The organism is Actinomadura sp. NPDC048021, assembly GCF_040653135.1.
Taxonomy (GTDB): Bacteria; Actinomycetota; Actinomycetes; order Streptosporangiales; family Streptosporangiaceae; genus Spirillospora; species Spirillospora verrucosospora.
In genome coordinates, this window is record NZ_JBEZJQ010000012.1 from 36,477 (window position 1) to 57,270 (window position 20,794).

Annotated in this window: 24 protein-coding genes; 12 read left to right on the plus strand and 12 right to left on the minus strand. The window is 73.6% G+C overall.

Going from position 1 to position 20,794, the window contains the following annotated elements:
• Positions 1–45: 45 nt before the first annotated feature.
• Together AB0C87_RS20925 and AB0C87_RS20930 are read left to right on the plus strand one after the other, a co-directional pair.
• Positions 46–834: a TIGR03084 family metal-binding protein gene (locus tag AB0C87_RS20925; protein WP_360579055.1), complete on the plus strand. Its 789-nt coding sequence runs from the start codon at positions 46–48 to the stop codon at positions 832–834.
• A 79-nt stretch (positions 835–913) separates the two neighbouring features.
• Positions 914–1,387, plus strand: coding sequence for a universal stress protein (locus AB0C87_RS20930; RefSeq protein WP_345172980.1), 474 nt, complete (start codon positions 914–916; stop codon positions 1,385–1,387).
• 18 nt (positions 1,388–1,405) lie between these two features.
• On the opposite strand, the gene AB0C87_RS20935 is transcribed toward AB0C87_RS20930, so the two are convergent.
• Positions 1,406–1,918 carry an O-acetyl-ADP-ribose deacetylase gene (locus AB0C87_RS20935; protein WP_345172978.1) on the minus strand — a complete coding sequence of 171 codons (513 nt, stop codon included), beginning with the start codon at positions 1,916–1,918 and terminating at the stop codon, positions 1,406–1,408.
• A gap of 253 nt (positions 1,919–2,171) precedes the next feature.
• Between AB0C87_RS20935 and AB0C87_RS20940 the strand changes: the two genes are divergently transcribed.
• Entirely contained in the window at positions 2,172–3,026 is an 855-nt protein-coding gene (locus AB0C87_RS20940) for an NAD(P)-dependent oxidoreductase (protein WP_360349348.1), read from the plus strand.
• A gap of 8 nt (positions 3,027–3,034) precedes the next feature.
• On the opposite strand, the gene AB0C87_RS20945 is transcribed toward AB0C87_RS20940, so the two are convergent.
• Positions 3,035–3,796 (minus strand): class III extradiol ring-cleavage dioxygenase, encoded by a 762-nt coding sequence (locus AB0C87_RS20945; protein ID WP_345172974.1) that lies wholly within the window; start codon positions 3,794–3,796, stop codon positions 3,035–3,037.
• A gap of 136 nt (positions 3,797–3,932) precedes the next feature.
• On the opposite strand from AB0C87_RS20945, the gene AB0C87_RS20950 reads away from it, so the two are divergent.
• The gene (locus tag AB0C87_RS20950) at positions 3,933–4,457 is read left to right on the plus strand and encodes a MarR family transcriptional regulator (protein WP_345173123.1); all 525 of its coding nucleotides are present in this window, start codon (positions 3,933–3,935) and stop codon (positions 4,455–4,457) included.
• On the opposite strand, the gene AB0C87_RS20955 is transcribed toward AB0C87_RS20950, so the two are convergent.
• Together AB0C87_RS20955 and AB0C87_RS20960 are read right to left on the minus strand one after the other, a co-directional pair.
• Positions 4,454–5,542 (minus strand): winged helix DNA-binding domain-containing protein, encoded by a 1,089-nt coding sequence (locus AB0C87_RS20955; RefSeq protein WP_360579058.1) that lies wholly within the window; start codon positions 5,540–5,542, stop codon positions 4,454–4,456. The genes AB0C87_RS20950 and AB0C87_RS20955 overlap by 4 nt on opposite strands.
• Positions 5,532–6,167 carry a TetR/AcrR family transcriptional regulator gene (locus AB0C87_RS20960; RefSeq protein ID WP_360579059.1) on the minus strand — a complete coding sequence of 212 codons (636 nt, stop codon included), beginning with the start codon at positions 6,165–6,167 and terminating at the stop codon, positions 5,532–5,534. Before AB0C87_RS20960 ends, AB0C87_RS20955 begins: the two co-directional genes overlap by 11 nt.
• A gap of 126 nt (positions 6,168–6,293) precedes the next feature.
• Here AB0C87_RS20960 and AB0C87_RS20965 point away from each other — a divergent pair, with 126 nt between their 5' ends.
• Together AB0C87_RS20965 and AB0C87_RS20970 are read left to right on the plus strand one after the other, a co-directional pair.
• Positions 6,294–7,106 carry a methyltransferase domain-containing protein gene (locus AB0C87_RS20965; RefSeq protein ID WP_353831400.1) on the plus strand — a complete coding sequence of 271 codons (813 nt, stop codon included), beginning with the start codon at positions 6,294–6,296 and terminating at the stop codon, positions 7,104–7,106.
• A gap of 76 nt (positions 7,107–7,182) precedes the next feature.
• Positions 7,183–7,800, plus strand: a complete 618-nt coding sequence (locus AB0C87_RS20970; protein ID WP_360579062.1) for a TetR family transcriptional regulator — start codon at positions 7,183–7,185, stop codon at positions 7,798–7,800.
• A gap of 13 nt (positions 7,801–7,813) precedes the next feature.
• On the opposite strand, the gene trpS is transcribed toward AB0C87_RS20970, so the two are convergent.
• Positions 7,814–8,845 carry a tryptophan--tRNA ligase gene (gene trpS, locus AB0C87_RS20975; RefSeq protein ID WP_353831401.1) on the minus strand — a complete coding sequence of 344 codons (1,032 nt, stop codon included), beginning with the start codon at positions 8,843–8,845 and terminating at the stop codon, positions 7,814–7,816.
• 223 nt (positions 8,846–9,068) lie between these two features.
• On the opposite strand from trpS, the gene AB0C87_RS20980 reads away from it, so the two are divergent.
• From AB0C87_RS20980 to AB0C87_RS20990, 3 genes are all read left to right on the plus strand, one after another.
• Positions 9,069–9,557, plus strand: a complete 489-nt coding sequence (locus AB0C87_RS20980; RefSeq protein WP_345172959.1) for a MarR family winged helix-turn-helix transcriptional regulator — start codon at positions 9,069–9,071, stop codon at positions 9,555–9,557.
• A gap of 72 nt (positions 9,558–9,629) precedes the next feature.
• Complete coding sequence (locus AB0C87_RS20985) at positions 9,630–11,084, plus strand: MFS transporter (protein ID WP_360579064.1); 1,455 nt, start codon at positions 9,630–9,632, stop codon at positions 11,082–11,084.
• Positions 11,085–11,111: 27 nt separating this feature from the next.
• Positions 11,112–11,579, plus strand: coding sequence for a TIGR03618 family F420-dependent PPOX class oxidoreductase (locus AB0C87_RS20990; protein ID WP_345172955.1), 468 nt, complete (start codon positions 11,112–11,114; stop codon positions 11,577–11,579).
• A 203-nt stretch (positions 11,580–11,782) separates the two neighbouring features.
• Here the strand turns inward: AB0C87_RS20990 and AB0C87_RS20995 are convergent, their stop codons facing one another.
• From AB0C87_RS20995 to AB0C87_RS21010, 4 genes are read right to left on the minus strand one after another with little or no spacing between them, the layout of a single operon-like run.
• Positions 11,783–12,691 (minus strand): M56 family metallopeptidase, encoded by a 909-nt coding sequence (locus AB0C87_RS20995; protein WP_345172952.1) that lies wholly within the window; start codon positions 12,689–12,691, stop codon positions 11,783–11,785.
• Positions 12,688–13,071, minus strand: a complete 384-nt coding sequence (locus tag AB0C87_RS21000) for a BlaI/MecI/CopY family transcriptional regulator (protein WP_345172950.1) — start codon at positions 13,069–13,071, stop codon at positions 12,688–12,690. The genes AB0C87_RS20995 and AB0C87_RS21000 overlap by 4 nt, the downstream gene beginning before the upstream one ends.
• Positions 13,072–13,109: 38 nt before the next feature.
• Positions 13,110–13,787, minus strand: a complete 678-nt coding sequence (locus tag AB0C87_RS21005; protein ID WP_360579066.1) for a response regulator transcription factor — start codon at positions 13,785–13,787, stop codon at positions 13,110–13,112.
• Positions 13,784–14,911: a sensor histidine kinase gene (locus AB0C87_RS21010; protein ID WP_360579068.1), complete on the minus strand. Its 1,128-nt coding sequence runs from the start codon at positions 14,909–14,911 to the stop codon at positions 13,784–13,786. The genes AB0C87_RS21005 and AB0C87_RS21010 overlap by 4 nt, the downstream gene beginning before the upstream one ends.
• Before the next feature lie 134 nt (positions 14,912–15,045).
• Here AB0C87_RS21010 and AB0C87_RS21015 point away from each other — a divergent pair, with 134 nt between their 5' ends.
• Positions 15,046–16,233: a glycosyltransferase 87 family protein gene (locus AB0C87_RS21015; protein ID WP_345172945.1), complete on the plus strand. Its 1,188-nt coding sequence runs from the start codon at positions 15,046–15,048 to the stop codon at positions 16,231–16,233.
• On the opposite strand, the gene bluB is transcribed toward AB0C87_RS21015, so the two are convergent.
• Together bluB and AB0C87_RS21025 are read right to left on the minus strand one after the other, a co-directional pair.
• Positions 16,127–16,756 carry a 5,6-dimethylbenzimidazole synthase gene (bluB, locus tag AB0C87_RS21020; RefSeq protein ID WP_360579070.1) on the minus strand — a complete coding sequence of 210 codons (630 nt, stop codon included), beginning with the start codon at positions 16,754–16,756 and terminating at the stop codon, positions 16,127–16,129. The genes AB0C87_RS21015 and bluB overlap by 107 nt on opposite strands.
• Before the next feature lie 52 nt (positions 16,757–16,808).
• Positions 16,809–17,651, minus strand: a complete 843-nt coding sequence (locus AB0C87_RS21025) for an SMP-30/gluconolactonase/LRE family protein (protein ID WP_353831405.1) — start codon at positions 17,649–17,651, stop codon at positions 16,809–16,811.
• A gap of 163 nt (positions 17,652–17,814) precedes the next feature.
• Here AB0C87_RS21025 and AB0C87_RS21030 point away from each other — a divergent pair, with 163 nt between their 5' ends.
• Both AB0C87_RS21030 and AB0C87_RS21035 read left to right on the plus strand, forming a co-directional pair.
• Positions 17,815–18,054 (plus strand): hypothetical protein, encoded by a 240-nt coding sequence (locus AB0C87_RS21030; protein WP_149263024.1) that lies wholly within the window; start codon positions 17,815–17,817, stop codon positions 18,052–18,054.
• Complete coding sequence (locus AB0C87_RS21035) at positions 18,051–18,440, plus strand: hypothetical protein (RefSeq protein ID WP_185031584.1); 390 nt, start codon at positions 18,051–18,053, stop codon at positions 18,438–18,440. The genes AB0C87_RS21030 and AB0C87_RS21035 overlap by 4 nt, the downstream gene beginning before the upstream one ends.
• A gap of 10 nt (positions 18,441–18,450) precedes the next feature.
• Here the strand turns inward: AB0C87_RS21035 and AB0C87_RS21040 are convergent, their stop codons facing one another.
• Complete coding sequence (locus AB0C87_RS21040; protein WP_360579072.1) at positions 18,451–20,763, minus strand: MMPL family transporter; 2,313 nt, start codon at positions 20,761–20,763, stop codon at positions 18,451–18,453.
• Positions 20,764–20,794 lie beyond the last annotated feature (31 nt).

Here is a 20,794-nt window from a genome sequence, read left to right on the forward strand (position 1 = left end):
CGTGCGGCCCTGTACCGGCCGCCCCCGGCACGGGATCATGGCGGGATGCCGGACCTGACGCTCCTGCTCGCCGACCTCGCCGCCGAGGGCGACTCCGTCGACGCCCTGGTCGCGCCGCTGGCCGCCGGCCGGTGGGCCGACCCGACCCCGGCCGAGGGCTGGACGATCGCGCACCAGATCGCGCACCTGGCCTGGACGGACGCGCAGGCGGTCGTCGCGGCCACCGACGCCGCCGCGTTCGCGGGGATCGTCGAGGAGGCCATGGCCGACCCCGGCGGCTACGTCGAGGCCGGCGCGCGGGAGGGCGCCCGGGAGGAGCCCGCCCGCCTGCTCGCCCGCTGGCGGGAGAGCCGCGCCCGGATGGTGGAGGCGCTGGCCGCCGTCCCGCCGGGAACGCGCCTGCCCTGGTTCGGCCCCCCGATGAGCGCCGCGTCCATGGCGACCGCGCGGCTCATGGAGACCTGGGCGCACGGCGAGGACGTCGCCGACGCGCTCGGCGAGCGCCGCGCGCCCACGTCCCGCCTCCGGCACGTCGCGCACATCGGCGTCCGCACCCGCGACTTCGCGTTCCGCACCCGGGGCCTGGAGCCCCCGGCCGAGGAGTTCCGCGTCGTCCTGCGAGGACCGGACGGCGACGAGTGGACCTGGGGCCGGCCGGACGCCCGCCAGTCGGTCACCGGCCCCGCCCTCGACTTCTGCCACGCGGTGACCCAGCGCCGCCACCGCGCCGACCTGGACCTCACCGCGACCGGCCCCGACGCCGACCGCTGGCTGGACGTGGCGCAGGCCTTCGCGGGCCCGCCCGGCGCCGGCCGCGCCCCGGCGCGCGGCTGAGCGGGTCCCGCGCCTGAGAGATTCGCCACTGACCTCCGCGTTCGCGTTCGCGGCGCGCGGCGGTGGAGAAGTTGATCGTATGACAGTTCTCATCGCATACGACGGTTCTGACGACGCGCGGGCGGCCGTGGAGTACGTCGCGCGGCACCTGCGCCCCGGGCCGACCGTGATCATGACCGTGTGGGAGCCGCTGCTGACCCAGATCTCCTGGGCGCCGCTGGCCGCCGCGGTGCCCGTGGCGGGCAGGATCGACGAGGGCGAGCAGTACGAGGAGGAGAAGCAGGCCGAGCGGCTCGCCCAGCAGGGCGCCGACATCGCCGCCAAGGCGGGGCTGACCGACGTGGCGGTGCGCGCCGAGCGCGGCGGCGGGCCGGTGTGGGCCGCGATCGTGGACGTGGCGGAGGAGCTGAACGCCTCCCTCGTCGTCACCGGCTCCCGCGGTCTGGCGGGGGCCCGGTCGGTGATCCTGGGCAGCGTGTCCACCCGCGTGCTGCACCATGCCCACCGCCCGGTCCTGGTGGTGCCGCCGCCGAAGGGCGACGACGAGGGCTGAGCGTTCCCCCGGGGAGCGCTAGAGCGCTCCCACGACACGCTCGAAGGCGTCGTAGGCGGCCTCGGTGAACAGGACGAAGCGGGCGTCCATCACCTGGGTCGGGGTGCCCCGGACGGTGCCGACCGCGATGCGGGCGGCATCGTCCACGGGCCAGCCGTAGATGCCGGCCGACACGGCGGGGAAGGCGATCGAGTCGACGCCCAGCTCGTCGGCGACGCGGAGGGACTCGCGGTAGCAGGAGGCGAGCTGGTGGGAGCGGTCCTCGGAGGAGGAGTACACGGGGCCGACGGTGTGGATCACCCACGCGGCGGGCAGCAGGCCCGCCGTCGTGGCCACCGCCTGGCCGGTCGGCAGGCCGCCGCCGTAGTGCGACGAGCGGAGCCGGCGGCACTCCTCCAGGATCTCCGGGCCGCCCCTGCGGTGGATCGCGCCGTCCACCCCGCTCCCGCCCAGCAGCGACGAGTTCGCCGCGTTCACGACCGCTCCGACCCTCTGCTCGGTGATGTCGCCGTGGACAAGAGTGATCTTCATGTGCCGCCGATCCTTCGCAGTGCCGAATCCCGTCAGAGAACAAGAATTCTCGCCCGCGGCGCACGCGAAACGCGTTCGGGCGCTTCCCGGCGGTACGCTCATGGCGGACGAGCCGCCGGGGGGCGGTGTGGCCCGTCCGACTTCGTCCGGCCGGACGCAGGGGGGTGTCCATGCGGAACGCCGGGCGTGACCAGTGCTGGCAGACCCCACAGCAGACGATGCACGATGGCGTGAAAGTCGCGGAGGTACCCCCTTGAAGATTCTCCTCGCCGGAGCGACCGGAGTAGTCGGCCGCCGGCTGATCCCGCTGCTCGTCCAGGCGGGCCACGAGGTCGCAGGGACGACACGCCGAACCGAACGCACCGGCATGGTCCGCGACCTCGGGGCCGCGCCGGTCGTGCTGGACGTGCTCGACGCCGCCGCGGTGCGCGAGGTCATGGAGGCCGAGCGCCCCGACGCCGTGGTCCACCAGCTCACCGACCTCAGCGCCGAGGACTTCCAGGCCAACTCGCACCTGCGGATCGTGGGCACCCGCAACCTGGTCGACGCGGCGAAGGCCGCCGGCGTGCGGACGATGGTCGCGCAGAGCATCGCCTGGCTGTACGTGCCGGGCGACGCGCCCGCCGTCGAGACCGACCCGCTCGACTCGCACCTGCCGCCCTACGCGGGCATCGCGGCGCTGGAGCAGGCGGTCTCTGAGATGCCGCACGGCGTCGTCCTGCGGTACGGGGCGCTCTACGGCCCCGGCACCTGGTACGCCCCCGACGGCGCGATCGCCGAGCGGGTGCGGGCGGGCGGCCTGCGCGAGGCGCCGTCCTGGACGTCGTTCGTGCACGTCGACGACGCGGCGTCGGCGGCGCTCGCCGCGCTGGAGTGGCCGGCCGGGCCCGTCAACATCGTCGACGACGAGCCGGCGACCACGGCGGACTGGCTGCCGGTCTACAGCGCGGCGCTCGGCGCGCCCAGCCCGGGCAGCGCCGGCAAGCACGCGGCGGCGACGGGCCGTCCGGCGTCCAACGCCAGGGCGCTGAGCCTCGGCTGGAAGCCGCGGGTCGCGTCCTGGCGCACCGGTTTCGCGCGGATGGACGTGCCCGTCCGGACCGACTGACCTCCCGGTCAGCCGAACTGGAACGAGCGCTTGGCCAGTCCGAGCCAGTAGCCGTCGATGACCGACCGCCGTCCCGAGGCGGCGTCGGCGTCGGCGCCGAGCGCCACGAACAGGGGCGCGAAGTGCTCCGTCCGGGGGTGCGCGATGCGCGCCGCCGGGGCCTTGGCGCGGAAGTCGAGCAGGGAGTCGACGTCGCCGCCCCGCACGGCCCGGTCCGTCCACTCGTCGAACTCCGCCGACCAGGCGGGCGGCGCCGCGTCCGGGTCCGGGCGCATCTCCCGCAGGTTGTGCGTGGTGAAACCGCTCCCGACGATGAGGACGCCCTGGTCGCGCAGCGGCGCGAGGCTCCGCCCGATCTCGAAGAGCCGCTCGGGCTCCAGGGTGGGCATCGACATCTGCAGCACGGGGACGTCGGCGTCCGGGTACATCTCCACGAGCGGGACGTACGCGCCGTGGTCCAGCCCCCGCTCCTCGTCCTGGTGGACGCCGGGGATCAGCTTGCGCACGTCGTCGGCGAGGGCCGGCGCGCCGGGCGCGTCGTACCGGACGTCGTAGTAGCGCTGGGGGAAGCCCCAGAAGTCGTACACGAGCGGCACCGGCCGGGTCGCGCCGATGCTCAGCGGCGCCTCCTCCCAGTGCGCCGACACCATGAGGATCGCCTCCGGCCTCGGCAGTTCCGCCGACCAGCGGGCCAGCTCGGCGGTCCACCGGTCGTCGTCGGCCAGCGGAGGCGCGCCGTGGCTGAGATAGAGCACCGGCATCCTGGTCATGTCCACCCTCCCCTTACTTGAGAGTTCAACCATACTCGACATCATTGAACTTTCAAGTCTTGAGGGTTCAAATGCCGGGTAGAGTGGAGGCATGGCCGAGACGATGACCGGCGACGGGACGACGACCGACGAGACGATGACCGGCGAGACCACCGGCGAGGCGACCGGCGGGACGACGGCCGAGCCGCGCTGGCTCGACGACGACGAGCAGGAGACCTGGCGCGCCTTCCTGTGGACGTCCCGGCTGCTCGGCGAGGCGCTCGACCGCCAGCTCCAGCGCGACTCGGGCCTGCCGCACGCCTACTACATGATCCTGGCGATGCTGTCGGAGGCGCCCGGCCGCGCGCTGACGATGACCGAGCTCGCCGAGATCGTCCACTCGTCCCCGAGCCGCCTGTCGCACGCGGTGAACCGGCTGGAGGAGGCCGGCTGGGTGAGCCGGTGCAAGCCCGCCGCCGACCGGCGCACCACGATCGCCCACCTCACCGACGAGGGCTTCGCCGTCCTCGCGAAGGCGGCGCCGGGCCACGTCGCCGAGGTCAGGCGCCACCTGTTCGACCCGCTCACCCGCGAGCAGATGCTGGCCTACCGCGAGATCCTGCACGCCCTCCTGGGATCCCTCGACCCGAACCGCGAGGCGCCGTGCGCCCGCGAGGGCTAGACGAACTCCACGCCGTGCGACTTCGCCTTGGGGTGCGCGGCGGCGAGCAGGCGCATGCCCTCCTCCTCCAGCGCGGCGCGCTCCGGCGCCGGGACGGGGGCGAACGGCTCGATCCGCAGGACCGCCTCGCCGCGCCCCTTCTCGATCTTCCACATGCCGTGGACGAAGCCGTCCACGAGGAACGTCGCCCGGATGATGCCGTTGACGGTGAAGACGCGCTTGCGGTGCTCCTCGGAGATGATCCGCGCCCGGTCGGCGTGGGACAGCAGCAGGTTGTCGAAGTCGGGGACGAACCGGACCGGCGCCTCCGCGCCGGCACCGGGGCGCGGCGCGTCCGGCAGGTCGTACAGCGTCCTGCCGTCCTCGTCGCGGAAGGTCACCAGCTCCGGCCCGAGCCGCTCGACGACCTCGCCGAGGCGCGTGAGCCCGGCCCACTGCTGGACGTCCTGGACGCTCGCGGGCCCGAACGCCCCCAGGTAGCGCCGCACGAGGTCGTCCAGGGACGGGTCGGGCGCCGCGGGTCCGAGCCAGTTCTCCAGCGTCGTGTGCCGGGCGGTCCCGGACGAGCCCCAGATCCCCCGCGGCGGGACCTGCACGAGCGGCAGCCGGCAGCGGACGGCCCACGCCAATAGCGCCGGGTCCTCGTCCGGCCACCGTTCGGCCAGCAGCGCGCGCAGATCCTTGTCGGAGCGCGGCTCCTCCTCCAGCAGGGCCCGCGCCCACGCCGTGACGGCCTCCAGGTCGAGGTGCCCCAGTTCGGCCGCCCGCGCCTTCAGATAGTTGTCGAGGATGACCTGGGTGATCGGCCGCAGCGCGCGGGCGTCGCGGGCGCTGACCAGGTGCAGCGTCCCGCGCATCAGGACCATCCGCAGCGCCCGGCGGTCGGCGATCAGCTCCCCGGCCTCGTCGAGCGCGTAGTCCGCGAGCCGCGTCCACAGCCCGATGTGGGGCGGGTTCGGGGCCTGCGCCTGCAGGCCGACCAGATGCTCGATCGCCTCCAGCGCGGGCATGGCGTGCCGCTCCAGCAGGAGCTGGCGGGCCAGCAGTGCGCGGTTGAGCGCGCGTCGTCCCAGCTCAGTCGTCATAGCGGGTGACCAGCTCCTGCCAGCTCGGCGCGGGACCGGGCGGTTCCGGCCGGTCCGCGAGGTTCAGGGCGTCCAGGAACAGCGCCAGGTAGCGGTGCCGCAGCCGGTTCATCCGCTCGTCGTCCCCGATCCGGATGCCGTGCAGGTGTTCGAGGATCACCGAGACGTCGCCGACCTCGATCTCGGGGCGCAGCGCGCCCGCCTCCCGGGTGCGCTCCAGCAGCCGCCGCGTCGCGACGTGGATCTCCCGGCCCTTGCGGCTCATGTCCTCGGTGACCTCGAAGCCGCCCGCCAGCCGCATGGTGAGCGAGCCCGCTCCGATGTCCAGGCAGCGGCGCATGAACGCGGCGAACGCCTCCCACGCGTCGCCGTCGTCGTCCAGGGCCGCCTCCACCTCGGCGAGGTAGCGGTCCATGCCCTCGTCGGCCAGCTTCTGGAGCAGGTCCTCCTTGCTCTTGTACCGCCGGTACAGCGCGCTGATCCCCACCCCGGCGTGCTCGGCCACCGCCGAGATCGGCGCTCCGGGGTCGGCGGTGAACACCGCCCGCGCCGCCTCCTTGATCAGCTCGTCGTTGCGGGCGGCCTGTGCCTTCCGCCCGCTCATGGGCTCTCGTGCCGTCTCCATGCCCGCCATCCTAGCGGAACGAAGAATTCCGTTCTACGTCTGGGAACCGGCGGCCTTGACCCGGCCGCCGTCCGCCTCCATTATGAACACACGTTCATGAACAAGTGTTCACATGAAGGAGGCCGGATGACGGAGATCGTCAACACCCACCAGGCGGAGGCGTGGAACGGGTACGAGGGCGAGCACTGGGCCGAGAACCACGACCGGTACGACGCCATGAACGGCGGGTTCAACGACGCCCTGCTGGAGGCGGCGCGGATCGGGCCGCGCGACCGGGTCCTCGACATCGGCTGCGGGAACGGGCAGATCACCCGGCTCGCGGCGAGGCGGGCGTCCCTCGGCAGCGCGACGGGCGTCGACCTGTCCCGGCCGATGCTCGCCCGCGCCCGCTCCCTCGCCGGGAGGGAGGGCGTCGCGAACGTGGCCTTCGAGCGGGGCGACGCGCAGGTGCACCCGTTCCCCGCGGCCGGCTTCGACGTCGCCCTCAGCCGGTTCGGGATCATGTTCTTCACGGACCCGGTCGCCGCGTTCGGCAACGTCCGGCGGGCCCTGCGCGAGGGCGGCCGGCTGGCGTTCCTGTGCATGACGCCCCCCGCCGAGAGCGACATGGCGGCCCTCGCGGCCGCGCTCCCGCCCCTCGACCGTCCGCCCGTCGGGCACGGCGGCCCGCTGTCGCTCTCCGACCCCGACCGCGTCGAGGAGGTTCTCGGCGGCGCGGGTTTCCACGACGTGTCCAGCCGCAGGGTCGAGGCCGAACAGGTCTGGGGACGGGACGCCCGCGACGCCGGGGAGTTCTTCGCCGGGTGGGGGCCGATCCGCCACAACTACGGCGCGGGCGAGGAGGTGCGCGACGCCCTCGTCGAGGCGATGCGCTCCTTCGAGCGCGACGGCGCCGTCCGCCTGCGCGCCACCGCGTGGCTGGTCACGGCACGGCGATGAGGCGCGCCACCGGGCGGCGGCCCCCGCCCGGACTCGCCGCGCACGGGTCCGGGGCCGCTCATTACGATGCGGGGTGATGTCACCTCGAAGAGCGGCGGCGCTGGGCGCCGGCGACCGCACCCTGCGCGACCACCTGATCGCCACGGCCGAGCGGATGATCGCCGAGCGCGGGACGGCGGGCCTGACCGTCCGGGCGATCGCGCGGGAGGCCGGCGTCGCCGACGGCGTCCTCTACAACCACTTCGCCGACAAGGAGGAGCTGCTCGCGCACGCGCTGCGGGCGCACGCCGAGTCGGTCGCGCGGCCGCTCGGCCCCCTGCCCGAGCCCGGCGCCGGCACGGTCGAGGAGAACCTGCGCGCGTACGTGGCGTACGGTCTCGCCCTGCACGACGGGATGCTGCCCGCGCTGGCCGGGCTGGTCGGGCACCCGGCCGTCCTCGCCCGGTTCGCGGCGCTGAGCGGCGGGGGCGACACCTGGCGGGACCGGCTCGCCGCCTACCTGCGCGGCGAGCGCGACCTCGGCCGCCTCGCCCCGCAGGCCCGGGTCGAGGCGGCGGCCTCGCTGATCGTCGGCGCGTGCCACGAGCCGGTGCTGTCGGTGCTGTTCCAGGGCCAGGGCCTCGCGCACCGCGTGGCGCCGGACGTCGTGGACGACCTCGTCGCGACCGTCCTCAACGGCCTCGCCCCCCGCTAGGGCGCCCCGCTCCTCACGACGCCATCGCCTCCCTGACCTCCGCCAGCGTGCGGTCCGCGATCGCGTTGGCGCGCTCATCGCCCTCCGCCAGAACCTGGCGCAGGTACGCGCGGTCGGCGGCCAGCTCGGCGCGGCGGGCGCGGATCGGGCGCAGGAACTCGTTGACCGAGTCGGTCACGACCTTCTTCAGCGCCGCCGAGCCGCCGTCGCCGATCTCGGCGGCGACGGCGTGCGGGTCGCGGTCCTGGCAGAGCGCGGCGAGCAGCACCAGCCCGGAGACCTCCGGGCGGGTCTCGGGCGCGTAGGCGATGGTCCGGTCGGCGTCGGTCACGGCCCGCCTGATCAGCCGCGCCGTCTCGTCCTCGGTGGCGGAGAGCGCGACGGCGTTGCCGCGGCTCTTGCTCATCTTGCGGCCGTCGGTTCCGAGCAGGAGCGGCGCGGACGACAGCAGGGCGTCCGGCACCGGGAAGACGGGCCCGTAGCGCTCGTTGAAGCGGCGCGCGACGGTCCGGGTGATCTCCTGGTGCGGGAGCTGGTCCCGGCCGACGGGCACCAGGTTGGCCTTGCAGAACAGGATGTCGGCGGCCTGGTGGACGGGGTAGGTGAACATCAGCCCGCTGACGGCCGCCTGCCGGGACGTCGCGATCTCGTCCTTCACCGTGGGGTTGCGGCTCAGCTCCGCGATCGACACCAGCGACAGGAACGGCAGCATGAGCTGGTTCAGCGCGGGGACGGAGCTGTGCCGGAAGATCGTCGCCTTGGCCGGGTCGATCCCCGCCGCGAGGTAGTCGGCGACCAGGCCCTCGACGTACTCCGACAGGTGGTCGGCGACGTCCCGGTCGGTGAGCACCTGGTAGTCGGCCACGAGGACGAACAGCTCCACGCCCGCGCGCTGGAGCCGCACCCGGTTGGCCAGGGTGCCGAAGTAGTGCCCGAGGTGCAGCGGGCCGGTGGGGCGGTCGCCGGTCAGGATCCGGAAGGCTCCGGGGTCGACCGCGATGCGTTCTTCCAGCTCGCGGCTGCGGGCTTCAGGGGTGGTGTCCATGGGGTCCTCCTCGTCGGGTCCGGCCGTCCGCCGGTCCGGTCCCGGTTCGCCGAGGAGGAGAAAGGGCCGTCCAGCGGACGGCCCGATCGCATGCGTCGTTGTGGCCGTCCTAGGACGGCCACCAGCCGAGACATGCGGTGCGCTTCACCCCTCGATGCTACTCCATCGGATGTGCGGGCTGCCAGATAATCTAGAACGGAACCATCTTGGGTAGGCTGGGCGCATGACCTCGATGGCCCCCGCCCGCACGCAGACGGACCTGTCCTTCCTGCTCGACCACACCAGCCACGTGCTGCGCGGCCGCATGACCGCGGCGCTCGCGGAGATCGGGCTGACGCCGCGCATGCACTGCGTCCTGGTGCACGCGCTGGAGGAGGAGCGCACCCAGATCCAGCTCGCCGAGATCGGCGACATGGACAAGACCACCATGGTCGTGACCGTGGACGCGCTGGAGAAGGCCGGGCTCGCCGAGCGGCGCCCCTCGTCCCGGGACCGGCGGGCCCGGATCATCGCCGTCACCGAGGAGGGCGCGCGGGTCGCCGCCCGCAGCCAGGAGATCGTGGACGGCGTCCACGCGGCGGCCCTCGGCTCGCTGCCGGACGACCAGCGCGAGGCTCTCGTCCGCGCACTGAACACCCTGGTCACCGGGCATCTGGCCACCCCGCCGGAGGCGTCGGCGCCGGCCCGGCGGGCCCGCGAGCGCCAGAAATAAGCCCGTCCCAGATCGTCTGTAACAAAACTATCTGCTACGGTCTCTCCTGTACCTCCCGACAGGAGATGACCAATGCCCTCCCTCTCGCTCTCCCCGCTCCGCTCCCGATGGGCGGCGCTCGGCGTGCTGTCGGCCACGATGCTGATGACCATCCTCGACGGCAGCATCGTCACGGTCGCCGCCCCCGCCATCCAGGACGACCTCGGCTTCTCGCCCGCCGGGCTCAGCTGGATCATGAACGCCTACCTGATCCCCCTCGGCGGCCTGCTGCTCCTCGCCGGACGGCTCGGCGACCTCGTCGGCCGCCGCACGCTGTTCCTCGCCGGGAACGCCGTCTTCACCGCGGCGTCGGTGCTGGCGGGCGCCGCCACCTCGTCCGGCCTGCTGATCGCCGCCCGGTTCCTGCAGGGCGTCGGCAGCGCCCTCGCCTCCGCCGTCGTGCTCGGCATCCTCGTGACGCTGTTCGCCGACCCCCGCGAACGGACGAAGGCGATCGGGGTGTTCAGCTTCACCGGCGCGGCCGGCGCCTCCATCGGGCAGGTGCTCGGCGGCGTGCTCACCGACGCGCTGAGCTGGCACTGGATCTTCCTGATCAACCTGCCGATCGGCCTCGCCGTGATGCTGCTCGCCCTCCCCGCGCTCCCCCGCGACCGGGGCGCCGGCCTGGCCGCCGGCGCCGACGTCGTGGGCGCGGCGCTCGTCACGTCCGGGCTGATGCTCGGCATCTACACGGTCGTCAAGGTCGAGCGGTTCGGCTGGCTCTCGGCGCACACGCTCGGCCTCGGCGCCGTGTCGCTGCTGCTGCTCGCCGGGTTCGCCGTCCGCCAGTCCCGCGCCGCGACCCCGCTGATGCCGCTGCGGATCCTGCGCTCCCGCAACGTGTCCGGCGCCTACGTCGTCCAGCTGCTGACCCTGTCGGCGATGTTCTCGTTCCAGGTGATCGTCGCCCTCTACATGCAGCAGGTCCTCGGCTACAGCGCGCTCGGCACCGGCCTCGCGATGCTCCCCGCCGCCGTCTCGATCGGCGCGGTGTCGCTGCTGGCCTCCGCCCGGCTCTCCAACCGCTTCGGCGAGCGCTTCGTGCTGGTCGCCGGGCTCGTCCTGCTCATCGGCGCGATGGCCTGGCTCACGACCGTCCCGGTGGACGCGGACTACGTCACCGACCTGCTCCCGGTCTTCGTGCTGATCGCCGGCGGCGGGCTCGTGCTGCCGTCCCTGACCGGGCTCGGCATGTCCAGCGCCCGTCCCGAGGACGCGGGCCTGGCGTCCGGCCTGTTCAACACCGTCCAGCAGGTCGGGATGGCGCTCGGCGTCGCGGTCATGACCACGCTCGCGGCGTCCCGTGTCGCGTCCCTGCGGGCGGACGGGCGGGACACCGCCGCCGCCCTCACCGGCGGCTACCACCTGGCGTTCACCGTCTCGGCCGGCCTGCTGGTCGCCGCGCTCGCGGTGTCGCTGCTCGTCCTCCGCCGCCCGGCGCCGGTGGCCGCCGCCGCGCCCGTCGAGTCCGTCCCCACCACCGTCTGACCCCACCACCACCTGAAGGAGATCACGATGACCGAGTACGGCCCCGGCCAGGGACCCGGCCCCAAGCCCGTCGGCGAGGACGAGCTGTCCCGCCTCCTCGGCGAGCAGCAGTTCGGCGTCCTCGCCACGAACCGGAAGAGCGGCCACCCCCACGTCTCCACGGTCGTCTACACGTGGGACCCGGACGAGCGCGTCGTGCGGATCTCCACGACGGCCGATCGGGCGAAGGTGAAGCAGCTCCGGCGCGACCCGCGCGCCGCCCTGCACGCCTCCGGCCCCGGCCACCTGTCGTTCGCGGTCGCCGAGGGCGCCGCGGAGCTGTCCGCCGTCAGCGAGGAGCCCGGGGACGCGACCGGGCGCGAGCTGCTCGCGATGACGCCGGGCTTCGACGACCCGGCGGACGAGCGGGCGTTCCTGGAGCAGATGGTGAAGGACCGACGGCTGGTCATCCGCCTGCGCGTCGCCCGCCTCTACGGCACGGTCCTGGCCGACTAGCGGCACGGGCGGGCGGCGCTGCCGCGGGGCCAGGGCCGGTCCCGAAGTGGCCCTGGCCGCGCGCGCGAACGCGTGACCTGCCCGGTGGAGCGAAGCCGGAGGCGAGCGGAGCCGGGCAGATCGCGAAGCGATGCCGCGTTCGCCCAGGCCCGGTCACGCAGCGAGCCGCCAGGCGAGCGAAGTGGGCCGGGACTGCGAAAAGACTAGTGCGGCAGGACCAGGAGCAGCAGCGGGAGGACGGCGATGACCGGGACGGCGACCGACGCGGCGAGGCGGGTCCGGCGGGGCAGCGGCTCCGGCTCCAGCAGCCGGTTCACCCGCGCCATCACCGGGATGTCGCTGTGGGAGGCGACGCCGAGCGTGCCGGACGGCGCGGCGGCCGGGCGGGCGGCCGCGAAGCGCAGCAGCGCGGTCGCCAGCTCGCGCGGCGGCCGGCCGTGCCGGGCGCGGTCGTCGGCGGCCATCTCGATCAGCAGCTCCACCGCGTCCAGGCACCGCCCGACCAGCCGGAACTGCGGGAAGACCTGGCGCAGCGACGCGAACGGCAGCAGCACCAGGTCGTGGCGCTCGCGGGCGTGCGCGCGCTCGTGCGCGAGCACCGCGGCCAGCTCGCCGCGGTCGAGCAGCTCCAGCGTCCCGGCGCTGACGACGACCTTGGACGAGCGGACGCCCGGCACGCAGTACGCCGCGGCGCCGGGGTGGTCGAGGACGAGGGTGCCGGGCACCGAGGAGTCGCGGCGCGACACCAGCGCGAGCAGGGCCCGGTGCCGCCGCCGGGCCCGCACGACCCGCAGCACCGCGAACATCAGCATGACCAGCAGCACGCCGGTCAGGCTGATCGCGGCGAGCAGGGCCGCCACCTGCGCCGGGTTGAGCCGGGCCGCCTGGTCGTCGTACAGGCCGGGCAGCCCGCCGAGGACGCCCTTGCGGTACGGCAGGAGGGCGAGCCCGAGCAGGGCGCCGATCGTGGCGACGCCCCAGCACAGCCCGAGGGCCTGCCAGAGCGCGATCCCGATCCGGGGCGTGCGCCACGTCCACCGGGCCCGGGACAGCAGGTGCGCCCCGCCGACGGTCCCCAGTGAGATCAATGCGAGCAGGGCGGTGCCGGTCATGCCGGAGGTTCCTTACCGGTGAGGCCCGCGAGGGTCTGGCGGATCACGTCGATCTCGTCCCGCGACACGGAGCGGACGAAGTGCGCGAGCGCCGCGTCGCGGTCACCGGTCTCGTTCAGGGCCCCGAGCATCAGCTCGGTGACGTACATCTCGCGGCTCGCCACCGGGTGGTAGCGCCAGGCGCGGCCGTCGCGCTCGCGTTCCAGGAAGCCCTTCTTCGCGAGCCTGTCGAGGACGGTCATGACCGTGGTGTGCGCGAGGTCCCGGTCGTCGGCGAGGGCACGGCTCACGTCGCGCGCGGTGGCCGCCTGGTGCCCGGCTTCCTGCCGCGCCCACAGGACCTCCATGACCGTGCGTTCAAGCTCTCCCAGACCCTTCACGCGTCCCAGATTATCCGACGGCCACCGCACTGACCACGTCAGGTAGTACTACCGCCCGTAGGGGGCGCGACGAGGCCGGACTCGTAGGCGATGATGACGAGCTGGACGCGGTCGCGGGCGGCGAGCTTGGCGAGCAGCCGCGCGACGTGCGCCTTCGCGGTGGCCACGCTGATCACCAGCTCCGCGGCGATCTCCTGGTTGGACAGGCCGCGCCCGACCAGGGTCAGCACCTCCCGCTCGCGCTCGGTGACGCCCTCCACGTGCCGGGGGCGCCCCGCGGCCGGTCGCGGACGCGCCGCGAACTCCTCGATCAGCCGGCGGGTGACGCTCGGCGCGATCAGGGCGTCCCCGGCCGCGACGACGCGGATCGCCGCGAGGATCTCCTCCAGCGCCATGTCCTTGACGAGGAAGCCGCTAGCGCCCGCCCGGAGTGAGCCGTAGACGTAGTCGTCGTCGTCGAAGGTCGTCAGCATCAGCACGCGGGCGGTGCCGGGCCCCGCGCCGCGGATCCGGCGGGTGGCCTCGATGCCGTCCATGTCGGGCATGCGGATGTCCATCACGACCACGTCCGGGGCCAGGTCCGCCGCGAGGCGGACCGCATCGGCGCCCGTCCCGGCCTCGCCCGCGATCTCCAGGTCGGGGGTGTCGGCGATCAGGACGCGCAGCCCGGCGCGGATCAGCGGCTGGTCGTCGGCCAGCAGGACGCGGACCGTCATGCGGCCGCCGGCGCCGGGATCCGCGCCGCCACCCGGAACCCCCCGCCGGGCCGCGGGCCCGCGGCGAACTCGCCGCGCAGCAGGGCGACCCGCTCCCGCATCCCGACGAGGCCGTACCCGGTGCCGACCACGCCGCCGGCCCCGTCGTCCTCGATCTCGACGGCCAGCTCGCCGTCGCCGTAGCCGATCGTCACCCGGCAGCGGTCGGTGCCCGCGTGCCGGACGACGTTCGTGACCGCCTCCTGGACGATCCGGTAGGCGGACAGGTCGACGTCCGGCGGCAGCGCCCTCGGCTCGCCCGACGTGCGGACGTCGACCGCGACGCCCGCGTCCCCCGCGGCCTCGGCGAGGCGGGCGAGGTCGTCCAGGCCGGGGGCGGGCCCGAGCGGCGCGGCGCCGGGGTCGTCCCTGCGCAGGGCGGTGAGCATCCTGCGCAGCCCCGACAGGGTGTCGCGGCTGGTGGCCTCGATGGCGTCCAGCGCGTTGCGGGCCTCGGCGGGCTGGGTGTCGATGACCCGCCCGCCCACGCCCGCCTGGATCGCGATGATCCCGATGCTGTGGGCGACCATGTCGTGCAGCTCCCGCGCGATCCGGAGCCGTTCGGCCGCGACGGCCTGCGCGGTGGCCTGCTCCCGCATCACCTCGGCGTGCGCGCGCCGCGTCCGAAGGGAGTTCCCCGTCATGTACGTGACGGCCGCCGCCAGCAGGATCGTCATCAACAGGATCTCGTCGGCGTTCAGGAAGGCGGTGACGGCCGCGGCCTGGAGGACGCCCGTCGCGGCGCCGACGGGGACGGAGACCTTCCGCGGGCGGGTCGCCGCGATGTAGCCGGACGAGACGTCGGTGATGAGGACCAGCAGGCCGGCGACCGCCCCGGACGGCAGCGACACCATGGCGAAGACCCAGGCGAGGAGCAGGATCGCGTGCGCGGCGAGAGCCCGCCGCCGCAGCAGGGACAGCACGAGGACCGTGAGCCCGGCCGCGACGGGGATCTCCAGCTGCTGGAAGGCGGACCTCCCGTGGGAGAACGTGAGGAACACGACCACCGGGTACACGGCGGCGCCGCTCCAGGCGAGAACCGTCCCCGCGCCGCGGCTCACGCGGCGCACCGGCAGGGCTGACATGCGCCGATCGTAACCGCCGCCCCCGTCCCGGCACATTGGCCCGGAGGCGTAATCCCGCAGGCTACAAGCGCCTTTCGCCAATGTGGCCGGTGGCCCGATGCGCGGCGGGCGCCTCCGCCGAGACCGTTGCCCGGGTGAAGCGCTGGGCACCTTTCCTTCTGGCCGCCGAAGTTCTCGGAATCGTCGTCTTCTCCGCCGTCTACGACTCGCTGGATTTCCGCATCTACCGGCTCGGCGGGCATGTTCTGACGGATGGCGCGCGCCTCTACCAAGGACAGCTCGCCGAGCACTATTTCACCAACACGCCTTTCATGGCCGCGCTGTTCACTCCGTTGGCCGCGCTCCCGCTCACCCTCGCCCGCGTGCTGTGGCAACTGTCATCGCTGGCGGCCTTCGCCTGGGCGTGCGCGCTCACCGTGCGAATGGCCGGTCGCGACATCTCCCTTGTCCTGGTGGTGGCCGCGGGCCTGCTCCTCCAACCGGTCTGGCAGTCGTTCTTCCTCGGCCAGGTCAACCTGATCCTGCTCGCCCTGGTCCTCGCCGACCTGCGTCGGGTCGCGCGCGGGCGTCCGGCCGGAATCGGCGTCGGCGTGGCGACCGCGATCAAACTGACGCCGGCCGTCTTCGTCGTGCTGCTCCTGCTGAGCAGGCGGACGAAGGACGCGGGCACCGCCACCGCGACCTTCGCCGCCTGCACTTTCCTCGCCTACGCCATCGCGCCGGACGCGTCCCGCGTCTACTGGTCGCGCACCTTCTACGACACCTCTCGCGTGGGCGTGACCTACATCAGCAACCAGTCCCCCTATGGCGCGCTGGCCCGCGTGCTGCGGGGCACGGCCGAGGTAGGCGGCTGGTACACGGCGATACCGCTGGTCATCGCCGTCTCCGGCCTCGCGGTGGCCGCCCTCTGGGCTCGACGAGGCGACTGGCTGAGCGCGACGGCCGTCACCGGCGCGACGGGCCTGCTCGTCTCCCCGATCTCCTGGGCGCACCACTGGGTGTGGATCGTCCCGGCGCTGGCGGTGCTCCTCCGGAACGGCCACCGGAAGAGCACCCTGGCCGCCTTCATCGTGTTCGCCGTCTCGCCGTTGTGGTGGACGCCCCACAACGGCGATCCGCGCGAGTACGGCTTCCACGTCCTCCTGACCCCGGTCGCTAACTGCTACCTGCTGGCGGGCCTGTCCTTCCTGGCGTACGCGGCGATCCGCCTCCGGGTCAGCCCGCCGGCTCCGTCCAGCGATCGTGGTGGACGGCGGCGTCCAGTGCCCTGCGCCGCCGCCAGCCGTGCCGTTCGAGATCGGGAACGGATTCCAGGTGGGTGACGGGGCCGAGGCAGAGCCAGGCGACCGGGCGGATCGTCTCCGGGATGCCGAGCAGGTCGCGCAGGTGCGGCTCCCGGTAGAACGACACCCATCCGACGCCGAGGCCCTCGGCGGTGGCGGCGAGCCACAGGTTCTGGATCGCCAGGCACACCGAGTACAGCCCCGCGTCGGCGATCGCGTGCCGCCCGAGGACCGCCGGGCCGCCGCGCTCGGGATCGTAGGTGACCACGACCGACAGGCTGGACTCCAGGATCCCGTCGATCTTGATCCGGGCGAACCGCTCGGCGGCCTCGCCCGTCAGGGTGGCGGCGAAGGCGGCGCGTTCGGACTGGACGTGCTCGTGGAAGGCCCGCCGGATCTCCGGGTCTCCCACGAGCACGAAGTCCCAGGGCTGGGACAGCCCGACGCTCGGCGCGGCGTGCGCGGCCTCCAGCACCCGGTCGAGGACGTCCCGCGGCAGGGGCGCACCGGTGAACTCGCCGCGCACGTCGCGGCGGCGGTGGATGGCGTCGTAGATGTCCATGGCAGGCGATTGTGCCCACGCCGGAGCCCGCGTCGCCCGCCGGGCGGGGGCGTCAGGGCCGTCCGGCGCCCGGGACGTCGACCTCGACCGTGAACACCCGGCCGCTGCCGGGCGCCACCGGCTCGGCCTCGGTCATCCCCCGCCATTCGGCGGCCGTGACGAACAGGGTGGTCCCGCCCGGCCCGCCCAGGACGCAGGCGAAGCCGCCGCGGTCGAGGCCGACCGTGCGCAGCACCTCGCCGCCCTCCGCGACGCGCACGCACCGCTGGTTGGGGACGTCGGCGTACCAGACGGCGCCCTCCGCGTCGACGCAGATGCCGTCCGGGACGCCGTCGCCGAGGTCCGCCCAGGTCCGGCGGCCGGACAGCTCCCCGTCCGCGCCGATGTCGAAGGCCACCAGGCTGCCGCCGTAGGAGTCCGCGACGATCAGGGTGGAGTCGCCTGGCGTCACCGCCATGCCGTTGGGGAAGGCGATGCCGTCCGCCACCTCGCGCACGGAGCCGTCCGGCCGCACCAGGGCGACCGCCCCCGGCGCGAACTCCTCCCCCGCCATCGGATCGAAGCCGGGCCGGTTGACGTAGACGTTGCCGCGCCCGTCGGCGACGACGTCGTTCCAGCCCGGCCGGCCGAGGTCGGCGTGGACGGCCAGGGAGCCGTCCGGTTCCCGGCGCAGCAGCCGCCCGTCCGCCGAGGAGACGATCACCATGCGCCCGTCCGGCAGCCACGCGGTGCACAGCGGGAGCGAGGCGACCCGCGCCACCACCTCGTGCGCGCCGTCCAGCCCCACCGCGACGACCTCGCCCGCCGTCCAGTCGGAGAAGTACAACCTGTCGCCGTGCCAGCGCGGCGACTCGACCAGTCCGCGGCCGTCGAGAAGCGTCCGCACTTCGTCCATCGTCCTCACCGTCCTCCTCGGATACCGATGTTCCGCCTTCTACACGAACGGCATCCGGCCGGATCGACACCGGGCCACCGCCCACTCCGCGGTCCGCGTTCCGCTGGAGCCGGGACGACCCGAATACACACTGGAAGGCCTCCGAGTGTGTATCGTGTGCCCCATGGCGAGACTCAACATCACGCTGCCCGACGAGCTTGCCGCCACGCTCCAGGGGCTCGCCGAGGACAAGAAGATCGCCTCGGTGTCGGGGTTCCTGGCGGACGGCGCGCGGCTGAAGCTGGCCTACCTCCGGGACGCCTCCACGATCGACGACCTGTTCGGGCCGCCGAGCCCCGACGAGCAGGCCATGGTCGACCGGCTGGTCGAGGGCGGCCCCTCGTCCCGCCGGGACGTCGCGTGATCACCGGTCACGTCTTCGACGCGACAGCACTCCTGGACCTCGCCACCGGCAAGACCGTCTACGTCCGCGCCCGGCTCCGGGCGTCCATCGCCCAGCACGCCACCATCGTCATCCCCGCGACGTCGCTCGCCCGCGCCTGGCAGCTCGTCCCCGACCACGGCCGCGCCGTGCTGGAGCGCCTCCCCGGCATGCAGGTCGTGCACGTCGACGACCTCGACGACGTGATCGCCCAGCAGACCGGCCTGCTCGTCACCACGATCCCGAACCTCGGCATGGACGCCGCCCAGGCCGCCTGGTCCGCCCGGTGGCGGCGCTGGCCCCTGATCACCGCCGAGCCCGGCCTCTACGCGTCCGTCCCGGGCGTCCGCGTGGAGCAGATCCCCTAGCGGGCCGCGGTCAGGTCGTGAGCTCCAGTTCCAGCTGCTCGTGGACGGGCCGCGGGGGCGGCGGAGCGACCGGCCGGGAGCGGCCCGGCCACCACCAGTTGGCATGGCCGAGCAGGCTCATCAGCGCCGGGACGAGCATGAGGCGCACGATCGTGGCGTCCATGGCGACGGCGACCGCCAGCCCCAGGGCCATCATCTTCACCATCGGGTCCGGCTGCGGGACGAAGCTGGCGAACACGAAGATCATGATGAGCGCGGCGGAGGTGATGAGGCGGGCGGTGGCCCCGATGCCGGTCACGACGGACTCGTGCGGATCGCCCGTCCGGTCGTACTCCTCCTTGATCCGCGACAGCAGGAAGACCTCGTAGTCCATGGACAGCCCGAAGATCAGGGCGAACATGAACAGCGGGATGAACGACATGATGGGGATCGCCTGGTCGACGCCGAACAGCTCGACGCCCCAGCCCCACTGGAAGACGGCCGTGACGACGCCGAACGACGCGCCGATCGACAGCAGGTTCATCAGCGCGGCCTTCACCGGGACGATCACCGACCGGAACGCGACGACCAGCAGCAGGAGCGCGACGCCCACCACCGCGACCACGACGGTCGGCATGCGGTCCCCGACCGTGGCGGCGATGTCGATGATCGCCGGGTTCTCCCCGCCGAGGTAGATCCGGGCGCCCGGATGCGCGTCCCGCACCTCCCTGATCTCCACGTTCCGCAGGCGGTGGACGAGGTCGGTGGTCGAGGCGGCGTGCGGCGCGTCCCGGGGGACAACCTGCACGATCGCCGTCGTGCCGGTCACGACGGGCTCCCCGGCGAACACCACGCCGGGCACCTCGGAGAGCTTCTGCCGCAGTTCCTGCCCGAGCAGGACCGCGCGCTTGTCGGGCTTCTTGGTGGTGTCCGGCGCCCCCTTGGGAAGGGCCGGCTCCGGGGAGGGGCTCGGCGCGGCCGCCGGCGCCGGACCCGTCAGGCCGGACAGCCCCTCGCGCCCCTTCACGGTCGGGACCACGCGCTTCGGCTTGGCGCGCCTCTCCTCGCCCGGCACCTTCGCGACCACGACGAACGGGCTGTAGTGGCCCGCGCCGAACTCCTCGGCGACGATGTCGTAGGCCTGCCGCGCCTCCATCTTCGGGGACGACATGCTGTCGGCCATCACCCCGAACCGCAGGCTGAGCGTCGGCACGGACAGCGTCAGCAGGACGAGCGTCGCGACGATCGCGTACGGCCAGGCGTGGCGGTCGACGTGGCGTCCCCAGGCCGTCCAGCGGGCGGAGCCGCGGTCCGGACGCACCCGTGGCAGGCGGTACCGGTCGATGCGCGGCCCCAGGGCGCCCAGGATCGCCGGGAGCAGGGTCAGCGCCGCGGCGACCATGATGGCGACGGCCAGCGCGGCGGCGATCCCGATGCGCCCGATGAAGGCGATCCCGGACAGGAACAGCCCGCAGATCGCGAAGACGACGGTGCCGCCGGCGAACACGACCGCGTGGCCCGAGTGCGCCATGGCGCGCCCGACCGCGGTCTCGGCGTCGTCGCCCTCGGCGAGCTGCTGCCGGTAGCGCGTCACGATGAACAGGGCGTAGTCGATCCCGGCGCCGATGCCGAGCATGGCGGCGACCATCGGCGCGGTCGGCGCGATCTGGAACATCGACGCCAGGAAGTGGATCAGCGAGTACGCCACCGCCATCCCGCACAGCGACACCACGATCGGGATTCCCGCGGCGAGGAACGAGCCGAACGCCAGCAGCAGCACCAGCATCGCCAGCAGGATCCCGACGCCCTCCTGCGGCCCGCCCTTCGGCTGGTTGAGGATCATCGCGACGATCCCGCCGAACTTCACCTCCAGCCCGGCCATCCGCGCGGGCTCCACCGCCCGGTTCAGCGCGTCGAGGTCGGCGTGGCCGACGTCGCTCATCGTGCCGGTGAAGTTGAGCCGGACGACGACGGCGGCGTCGTCCTTCAACCCGCCCATCCCCTGCGCGTAGGGGTTCTCGACGAACGCGACCCGGTCGAGCTCGGAGATGTTCTCGATCGACTGCCCGACGGTGAGCGCGACCCTCCAGTCGGCGGGACTGGCCTGGCGGGTCTCGTGGAACACCACGGTCGCGGTCGGCCCGGTCATCGCGGGGAAGTCCTGCCCGAGCGTGTCGAGGGCGCGCTGGGTCTCGGTGCCCGGCAAGGTGCTCTGCTGGACGAACATCCCCCCGTGAGTCAGGCCGAGGACGCCCGCGCCGAGCATCACGGCGACCCAGAGCTCGAACACCGCGCGGCGCCGTCGCACGCAGAGCCGTCCGAGGGTCTCCAGGAAACGCGCCATGCCCGCAGAAAACACCCAATGCATGCAGTTT